6 protein-coding genes and 1 pseudogene are annotated in these 9,389 nt (G+C 36.1%); all 7 read right to left on the bottom strand.

The genetic code is table 11. The features are described from left to right. Positions 1–569: pseudogene (locus tag ABF281_RS02345) on the bottom strand (acetylornithine carbamoyltransferase); the annotation flags it as partial. 233 nt (positions 570–802) lie between these two features. Further along, on the bottom strand, positions 803–1,930 hold the full coding sequence (locus ABF281_RS02340) for an aminotransferase class III-fold pyridoxal phosphate-dependent enzyme (protein WP_347180090.1): 1,128 nt from the start codon (positions 1,928–1,930) through the stop codon (positions 803–805). 56 nt (positions 1,931–1,986) lie between these two features. Further along, positions 1,987–2,964, bottom strand: coding sequence for an N-acetyl-gamma-glutamyl-phosphate reductase (gene argC / locus ABF281_RS02335; protein ID WP_347180089.1), 978 nt, complete (start codon positions 2,962–2,964; stop codon positions 1,987–1,989). Between the two features lie 68 nt (positions 2,965–3,032). After that, positions 3,033–4,229: an argininosuccinate synthase domain-containing protein gene (locus tag ABF281_RS02330; RefSeq protein WP_347180088.1), complete on the bottom strand. Its 1,197-nt coding sequence runs from the start codon at positions 4,227–4,229 to the stop codon at positions 3,033–3,035. A 252-nt stretch (positions 4,230–4,481) separates the two neighbouring features. After that, on the bottom strand, positions 4,482–5,102 hold the full coding sequence (locus tag ABF281_RS02325) for a GNAT family N-acetyltransferase (protein ID WP_347180087.1): 621 nt from the start codon (positions 5,100–5,102) through the stop codon (positions 4,482–4,484). A gap of 284 nt (positions 5,103–5,386) precedes the next feature. Next, the gene (locus ABF281_RS02320; RefSeq protein WP_347180086.1) at positions 5,387–6,997 is read right to left on the bottom strand and encodes a mechanosensitive ion channel family protein; all 1,611 of its coding nucleotides are present in this window, start codon (positions 6,995–6,997) and stop codon (positions 5,387–5,389) included. 162 nt (positions 6,998–7,159) lie between these two features. Further along, entirely contained in the window at positions 7,160–9,205 is a 2,046-nt protein-coding gene (locus tag ABF281_RS02315; protein ID WP_347180085.1) for a YgiQ family radical SAM protein, read from the bottom strand. Positions 9,206–9,389: the final 184 nt, after the last annotated feature.

The raw sequence follows: 9,389 nt of genomic DNA, 5'->3' as shown, positions 1-9,389 counted from the left end.
GCAAAAGAATTCCCAACGGCATGAGGTAAAGCTTTTGGATGGGGTGCCCAAGACAACACAACTTTTAATTTTTTCTTAGCGGGCTTGTGTTCTTCAATAGTGATTGCATCTGCCAAAGCCTGCAAAGGATGTCCAACAGAGGACTCCATATTTAAAATAGGAACCGTCGCGTATTTTACAAAAGCAGACAACACCTCTTCTGATTCGTCCTTTGCTTTGTCTTCTAATCCTGCAAAAGCACGAATAGCAATTACATCGCAATATTGAGAAATGACCTCAGCAGCTTCTTTTACATGCTCTGACTTTCCTTGATCCATGATTGTTCCATCTTCAAATTCCAATTGCCAGCCTTCCGCACCAAAATTCATAACGATAGGTTCCATCCCTAAATTCAACGCAGCTTTTTGTGTACTCAAACGAGTTCGCAAACTGTTATTAAAAAACAACAATCCTATCGTTTTATGTTTTCCTAGATGGTTGAATCTTAACGGATCTTTTTTGAGTTCAATCGCCTCATTTACCGTGGCTTTGATGCTTGGTAAGTCGTGAATGGATAAATAGTGTTTCATGGACTTATTAAATTTTGATAATGTTCAAAAATACAAAATACCTTGATGATATTCTTATTTATACTCATCTGTTTCTAATTTTTCAAAACACAGAACGCAGGACAACCAAAAGAACAAACCTCATTAAATTATAATCTAATGAGGTTTTTCGGTTATCAATTTTAATGCTTTATCTCAAAAAGAGGTCTGATCTTTATAGGGTTAAAAACGAAAGCTATCTTGTAAACTATTTTTTACAACAAGTCTTTCAAAGCTTTTATAAAGACCTCCAAATCAGATTTTCTCACATTCAATGGGGGTAATATACGTAACAGTTTTTTGTTACTCGATCCACCTGTAAATATCTTATGATCATAAATCAACTTTTTTCTTAGCGCTGCCACTTCAAAATCGAATTCTAAGCCCAACATCAACCCTAAGCCTTTTACCTGCTTGAGCCCTGGCAAACTTTTCACTTGCTCTTTAAAATAAGTATTGATTTCAGAAACATTCTCCATCAATTTCTCTTCTTTCATGACATCTAAAACAGCTATTCCTGCCGCACACGCTAGATGAGAACCTCCAAAAGTAGTTCCCAACATTCCAGACCATGGCTCGATAGATTTATGAACCAACACACCTCCTACAGGAAAACCATTCCCCATTCCTTTGGCCATAGGAATAATATCTGCTTTAACATCGTGATGCTGGTGTGCGAAAAACTTACCAGATCTTCCATACCCAGATTGTACCTCATCAAGAATTAGACATACATTGTTTTCTTGTGTGACTTTTCTCAATTCTTTTAAAAATGCTGTTGTAGGCTGATCTAATCCTCCTACTCCTTGGATAGGTTCAATAATAACGGAAGAGACATCACCTCGAGCAATCTCTTTCTTTACGCACTCAATATCATTCAAAGGCAAAATCGTGACTGGATTGTGCGCATTGATAGGCGCAATAATTTTTGGATTATCTGTGATAGATACCGCACCTGAAGTACGACCATGAAAACCATTTTTAAACGCAATAATTCTAGACTTATTGTTCTCAAAAGAAGCAACTTTAATCGCATTTTCATTGGCCTCAGCTCCTGTAGAACACAGAAACAAAGCATACTCATCTCCACATCCAGAAAGCTCTCCTAGTTTCCTAGCCAACTCCAACTGTAAAGGGTTTTGAATGGCATTGGAATAAAAACCTATTTGACTCAATTGAGTCTCAATGGCAGCTTTATAACTTGGATGCGTATGACCTATGGAAATCACTCCATGACCTCCATATAAATCTAAATATTTATCTCCTTTATCGTCCCAAACATAAGCTCCTTCTGCTTTTACAGGGGTTACGTCATACAATGGGTAAACATCAAATAGTTTCATTTTTTATATCGTATTGTACCGTTTTACTTGTCGGTTTATTTTAAATCCATCCTAAATTAAAATCCTGTTCCTTTCAAATGCAATCCTTCTGTCTCCGCAAATCCAAACATCAAATTCATGTTCTGAACAGCTTGACCCGAAGCCCCTTTTAGTAAATTATCAATAGCTGAATACACCAATAAATGATCTCCGTGCTTTAGGATAGAGATTGCACATTTATTTGTGTTTACAACTTGCTTCATGTTTACGGGCGCATCTGTAAGGTGAACAAAGGGCGCGTCTGCATAAAACGATGCAAATATTTCTCTTGCTTCTTCAATAGTTCCATCAAATTTAGTGTACACTGAAGCAAAAATTCCACGACTAAAATTTCCTCTGTTTGGGATAAAAAACAACTCTCCTACTTGTGCTTCTTGTAATTCTGCTAAAGTCTCTCCTATTTCTCCCAAATGTTGATGAGTAAATGGTTTGTACACAGAAAAGTTATTATCTCTCCAAGGAAAATGAGAAGTTCCTGAAGGAGAAACTCCCGCTCCCGTAGCCCCAGTCGTTGCATTGATATGTATATCACGCTGTAACTTTTTGGCTTTTGCTAATGGCAGTAGAGCAAACTGAATACATGTAGCAAAACACCCTGGATTAGCAATGAAATTTGACTTTTTAATTTCTTCTCTTCTCACTTCTGGCAACCCATAAACAAACTTCTTTCCTTCAAAAAGCATATCCGCATTTAAACGAAAATCGTTGCTTAGATCAATGATTTTTGTACGATCGGAAAATGTATTGTTTTGCAAAAAAGAAGTCGAATTTCCATGACCTAAACACAGAAAGAGCACTTCTACATCTTTGTTTATTGCACTTGTAAAACTTTGTTCAGTATCCCCCAACAAATCTGCGTGCACCGCATACAATTTATTTCCAGCATTGGAAGTACTGTATACAAAATCTAATTCTACCTGAGGATGATTCAGTAAAATTCTAATCAACTCTCCTGCTGTATATCCTGCTCCTCCTACTATTCCTGCTTTTATCATTCTTTATGTTTTGACCATTTGGCAACAAACGGTTCGCTTGCGCCTCATTTTTTTTATTAAAAAGACAATTACGCCTCTAACAAATCTTTGTTTACGTGATAGAAAATTTTATTCTGCATCCCATATATTTTTATAAATCCTTTGGCATCTTGAGAGCTCCAAGCATTGTTTTCCTCTCCATAGTCTGCAAATCCTGAAGCCATTAAGTCGTACTTAGAATTCAATCCTGTCACAACAAAATGATAAGGCCTTAGGGTCACATAAACATCACCTGAAACTGTTTTTTGAGAGTCTTCTAAGAACTTTTCAATATTTCGCATCAGGGGTTCTAAATACTGACCATCATGAAACAATGTTCCATAAGAGGTTGCCAATCCTTCTTTAGCAATTTGCTGTGCTTTGGAAAGCGTATGCTTTTCTAGTAAATGATGTGCTTTTATAATGACGGTAGCTGCCGCAGCTTCAAAACCAACACGCCCTTTGATACCAACAATAGTGTCTCCTACATGAATATCTCTACCAATGGCAAAAGCAGAAGCCACGGCTTCTAACTTTAAAATATTATTCACCGGGGTGTCTTTTTCTCCATTGAAAGCAATCAACTCTCCTTTATCAAAGGTTAAGGTCACTTCTTGTTCATCCTCTCTTTGCAATTGACTCGGATAAGCTTCACTTGGTAGTGCTTTCTGAGATTTCAGAGTCTCTACACCTCCAACTGATGTCCCCCAAATCCCCTTGTTTACTGAATATTTAGATTTCTCCCAATTCATATCAACTCCATGAGATTTTAGATAATCTATTTCCGTTTGACGAGATAATTTTAAGTCTCGAATAGGAGTGAGGATTTCAATTTCTGGAGCTATCGTCTGAAAAATCATATCAAAACGAACTTGGTCATTTCCTGCTCCGGTAGAACCGTGTGCAATGTATTTGGCACCTACAGATTTTGCATATTTTACAACTTCAATAGATTGAAATACACGTTCTGCGGAAACAGACAATGGATAGGTATTGTTTTTTAATACATTCCCATACACCATGTACTTTATTGCTTTGTCGTAGTATTTCTCTAAAATATCTTTGTTCTCATGTGAAGTCACTCCCATTTCATAAGCCTTCTTCTCAACAACAGCCAATTCTTCTTTGGTAAAACCACCCGTATTTACCAAAATAGAATGTACTTCTAGCTTTAACTCGTTAATTAAATATTTTACACAATAAGACGTATCTAAACCTCCGCTGTATGCTAATACTACTTTATCCATGTTCTTTAGTTTGTAAAGTTTTAAACTGCCTATCCGTGACTTTATTCATTTCAAGTTCAGTAAAACTTAATTTACTTATTTTAAATTATTTATCTGCTGTGGAATTGATATTGGAAGATCTTTTAAATTTTTCATCACCTTTACGTTCAACCAATAATTGCACTTGGCAAAAATACGGAATGTGAATGAAACATTAAAAATTAACAAGTGAAAACACTAATCCTGAATGGAATTAGAATTTTTAAACAAAAACTACCCTTTTTTAGTAAAGATTTTATCTTTTAGCTTGGCTAATTTGGTTTTGAATTCCCAGCTTGGCTCTTTGGAGACACTGTGCTGTTTGCGTTTCACTTCTTTCGGATCATGAAGCATCCCTGTACACAAGCACATTTTATGATCGTTGCGCTCTAGGATGTCATAATTTTTACAAGACCTACACCCATTCCAAAACGCTTCATCACTGGTCAGCTCAGAAAAAGTAACTGGCTTATATCCCAATTCATAATTTATTTTCATCACTGCCAAACCGGTTGTGATACCAAATATTTTTGCGTCAGGATATTTCTCTTTTGAGTATTCAAAAATTTTAGACTTGATTCTTTTCGCTAATCCTTGATTTCTATAATCTGGATGGACAATCAACCCTGAATGCACCACGTATGACTTATTTTCCCAAGTTTCTATGTAACAAAAGCCTCCAAACTTCAGCCCGTCCAAGGCAATCACCGCATCACCACTTTCTAGTTTTTTCTTGATGTATGCCGGTGTTCTCTTCGCAATACCTGTACCTCTTACCTTGGCAGAAGTTTCAATCGTATCGCAGATGATATCGGCGTATTCAAAGTGTGATTTATTTGCAGTTACAATTTTCATTGTGGTTGTATTTTTTTGGTTTTTTTCGTGTTTGGCAATATTCGTTGTGGGCTTAGATAGTGAAAAACTACCCCCTACATCGTCGCCTAAGAAAAGACACCACAAATGGTTTGTTGAAGTAAACTTCTACAAAATATGAGAAAATTAATAATTTAACTGCTTGCTGCATGATAAAAAAAATAGGTCGCAAAAATACAATTATAAATTAAACTGATGAAAAAAATCAACACAAAGACCAAATATTATCAAATTTCGAAGACTCTTGACAAAAAAATGAAAGCGCGCTAAAATTGATCTTCAATATTTTTTAGTGTTGTTTTGATGGTTTCTGCATCAGTAACATACGCCTGATTGTTTACTTTTTTTTCTGGAAACTGTTCTATCATGAGGGTCTGAGACGGGAATGCAAAATCAACACCAAGTTCTGAAGCCAAATTCAAAATAGCCATATGCAAACGGTGCTTAGAAGATTGTTCAACACCCCATTCCAAAGAAACAAAATAAGTATTGATTAAGATTTCAAGAGCTGAATCTCCAAAACCAGTAAACTCAACATTATACGACTGGGTCAATGTTTCTGGATGAATTTCAATAATTCTTCTCACCCCAGTCACAAAGGCTTCAATCAGAACAGGTGGCGTGTCATATTTTATCCCTAATTTGGTTTGATATCTTCTGTATTGTCTCAAACCCTTATTGTTAATAACGATCTCAGAAAGACGGCTATTGGGTATAGAGAAAATAGAAGTGTCTATAGCTCTAATTCTTGTCGATCTAAATCCAACTTCTTCTACCGTACCTTCTACTCCCCCTCCTTCAATCCAATCTCCAATCTGAAAAGGTTTGTCTAAAAAGATCATAAACGTACCAATCAAATTCTTAACTGTATCTTGTGAAGCTAAAGCTACTGCCAAACCTCCAATAGAAGCTCCTGCGATAACCGTTGTGGTATTGACCCCAAAAACCGTCAACATTTTTAACCCTCCTATAAAAACAACAAGAACTTTTAACAGCCTACTTAAAATAGGAGCCAATTGATCATCCAACTTGCTTTCGGTTTTAGAGGTATAAGAAACAAACACTTCTATAAGAACACTAACGATTTCCAAAAAGACATATATCCATAGAACAATTTGCCCTATTTCTAGTCCTTTTATCAAAAACGAATTGATATCAATTTGAAACTGTAGGGTAGGCACGTATACTTCTACGACATAAAACACAACCAACAAGGCTGAAGGCCTAGATAGCTTGTTCAAATTCTTACTTAAAGAATCATGAGTAAACTTCATGAAAAATGACTCCAACAGCTTTAATAGGTGAAAAAGAATTTTATTCAAAACCCAAGTGAGAAAAGCACCTAGCAGTATAAAAATTAATATCCCTAAATATTGCCACAACTCCACACCTAGAAATGTGATATGACCAAAGCCTGGAACAATACTCTTAATAAAATCTGTGCCCACAGGAAAAACATTGTGATACAGTGTAAAAATCTTATCTGCAGTTTCTTTGCTGTAGTACCATTTTCCGTTTATTTTTTCTAAATAAACTTCTGGCAAACGATCTGGAAACAGTACGTATTGATTTGTTCTTTCAACCCCCGAAAGAGAATCTTTATAATTTTCATTGGATGGCACTTTGTTGAAATCTATTTTGAGACCTTTCCCGTCTAAAACTTGTTTTATTTTTAAAACAATATCGATAGCTTCCTCTTCAGACTTTCCATAAACAACTTTCGCTGCTTTGGCTTGATCATAAGACTCGGGTTGTAAGAAATGTAAGTGCGTATAAATGGTTGTATACGGACTTGAAACATCAACTTTTGGCTCCTCTGCGTTTTGGGCAAATAAAGAAAAAGAGATCAAACTAAGTAAGAGATAACATATTTTCATGATAATAATTCCAATGTTTGATTCAAAAGTACATATTTACCTGTTTACTTTTTTAAAAACATCAATCATATTGATCTAAAAAAGCACAAAAAAACAGGTAGAATGGTTTTTACAGGCCCTAGTGAAATCCCAACAACAGACAAAAAAAGCCAATCAGCTATTTTATCTCCTGCTCCTTTTCGGTTTTCTTTTTTTCTTAAAAGATCGATCTTCACCTTTGGGCTTAGCCCTGTCCAAAACGCTAACAAACCCATCTTGAGTTTTCTTATCTCTTGCCGTTTTAGATTTTTTATTGATGATTCCTTTGGGTACGGTTACAGCATCATCAAAGGTGTTTTTGGCTTTAAAATCTTTTTTATAACCCGTGTTTCCTCCTTTGGGAAGAAGCTTATTTAACAAATCTTTTCTTCCTATTTTGGTTAAAGATTTGCGAATCCAAGCTTGATTTTCTTTTTTATACCAGAAGAAGAATCTATGCTGTTCTTCCTTCTCTTTGGCGGTTTTAGGCGTATCCATTTTTTCTAGGGTATACGGATGATACCCACTGTAATAAATCACTGTCGCTACGGTCATAGGCGTAGGAGTAAAGCCTTGCACTTGCTCCAACTGAAATCCCATGTCCTTAGTTTCTGCTGCCATGTTGGCCATGTCTTCTAAGTCGGACTGAGGATGACTAGATATGAAATAAGGAATCAGTTGTAAATTCAATCTCTTCTTTAAATTGATCCTATCAAAAATCTTTTTAAAATCATGAAAATTAGAAAATGAGGGTTTACGCATCAATCTTAATACTTTGTCCGAAGTGTGCTCTGGTGCAACTTTTAACCTCCCCGAGACATGATTTGTAACCACCTCTTCAGTGTAAGCTTCTAGTTCTTTGGGACAAGCGTTTTTATTAAATTCTGGAACCAACATATCATAACGAATCCCCGAACCAATGAATGATTTTTTAACTTTTGGATGCTTATCTACCGATTGATAAATATCGGTTAAAGGTGCATGTGAAGTATCTAGATTGGAACAAATTACGGGATTGATACAAGAAGGAGCGACACATTTATCACAAATTTCTTGAACTTTTCCTTTCATTTGATACATGTTAGCAGAAGGACCACCAACATCAGACAAGTATCCTTTGAAATCTGGCATGTTTGCTACTTTGTCTACTTCTTTCAAAATAGATGTCTTACTTCTGCTCGCTATAAATTTCCCTTGATGTGCCGATATGGTACAAAAACTACAACCTCCAAAACAACCCCTATGGGTATTGATGGAAAACTTAATCATTTCAAAAGCAGGAATCGGGCCTCTTTTGTTATATTTTGGATGTGGTAATCGTGTATATGGCAAATCAAAAGAGGCATCAATTTCTTTTTCCAACATGGTTGGGTAAGGAGGGTTGATCACCACAACTTCCTCTCCTACATCTTGTAAAATTCTACCTCCATAGGTTTTGTTTGACTCCTGTTCTACTATTTTAAAATTTGCCGCAAAGGTCTTTTTATCTTCCAGGCAATCTTCGTGAGCACTCAACCTTTTTGTAGACCAGTTTTTGTTTTTTTGCAAGGCTTCTCCTTTGGGTTGCAAGTAAGAAGTCTGCTTTATTGTTTTCAATGAACTGAAAGGAACTCCTTTTTTTAACAAAGTTACCATCTCTTTCAAAGGCTGCTCTCCCATTCCATAAATCAATAAATCTGCGCCTGACTCTTTTAAAATACTTGGCTTCAAAGTGTCAGACCAATAATCATAATGAGTAACTCGTCTCAAAGAGGCTTCAATTCCTCCAAGAATAACTGGCGTATCTGGAAATTTATCTTTTAAAATTTTAGTATAAACAGTAGAAGCATAATCTGGTCTAAACCCAATATCTCCATTTGGAGTGTAAGCGTCTTTGTCTCGTTTTCGCTTGCTTGCTGTATAATTACTTACCATTGAATCCATGACTCCTGATGTAACGCCAAAGAACAATCTTGGCTTCCCTAGTTTTTCAAAGTCTTGCAAATTGTCTGTTACGCTAGGTTGTGGCACAATGGCTACTTTCAATCCATAACTTTCTAACAAACGCCCAATCACTGCAGGCCCAAAGGAAGGATGATCTACATAGGCATCTCCACTAAACAAAATGACATCTAATCCTTCCCAACCTCTAATTTTACACTCTTTCTTAGTGGTCGGCAACCAGCTCGATAATCTTAACTCTTGTTCCATGAGACAAAGATACATGGAATAACAAGAATAACCATATGGCTTTTGATAATATAGCGATCTACTGTCTTATTTGTTTTGTCTCCTTTCCTAAAGAAAAACACCTTAGGCCTAAGCTCTTACCTTACGATTATCTTTTTGGTGACTCCTCCTTTATTGGTTTCCACACGTACCAAGTACATGCCTG

Source organism: Wenyingzhuangia sp., assembly GCF_039768515.1.
GTDB lineage: Bacteria > Bacteroidota > Bacteroidia > Flavobacteriales > Flavobacteriaceae > Wenyingzhuangia.
The sequence above is the reverse complement of the archived record's forward strand: the minus strand, read 5'-3'. Positions and strand labels throughout refer to the sequence as shown.

Bases quoted from the DNA above. Each gene is read 5' to 3' on its own strand.
- ABF281_RS02340 (WP_347180090.1), bottom strand. From the start codon at position 1,930: ATGAAACTATTTGATGTTTACCCATTGTATGACGTAACCCCTGTAAAA.
- argC (WP_347180089.1), bottom strand. From the start codon at position 2,964: ATGATAAAAGCAGGAATAGTAGGAGGAGCAGGATATACAGCAGGAGAG.
- ABF281_RS02330 (WP_347180088.1), bottom strand. From the start codon at position 4,229: ATGGATAAAGTAGTATTAGCATACAGCGGAGGTTTAGATACGTCTTAT.
- ABF281_RS02325 (WP_347180087.1), bottom strand. From the start codon at position 5,102: ATGAAAATTGTAACTGCAAATAAATCACACTTTGAATACGCCGATATC.
- ABF281_RS02320 (WP_347180086.1), bottom strand. From the start codon at position 6,997: ATGAAAATATGTTATCTCTTACTTAGTTTGATCTCTTTTTCTTTATTT.
- ABF281_RS02315 (WP_347180085.1), bottom strand. From the start codon at position 9,205: ATGGAACAAGAGTTAAGATTATCGAGCTGGTTGCCGACCACTAAGAAA.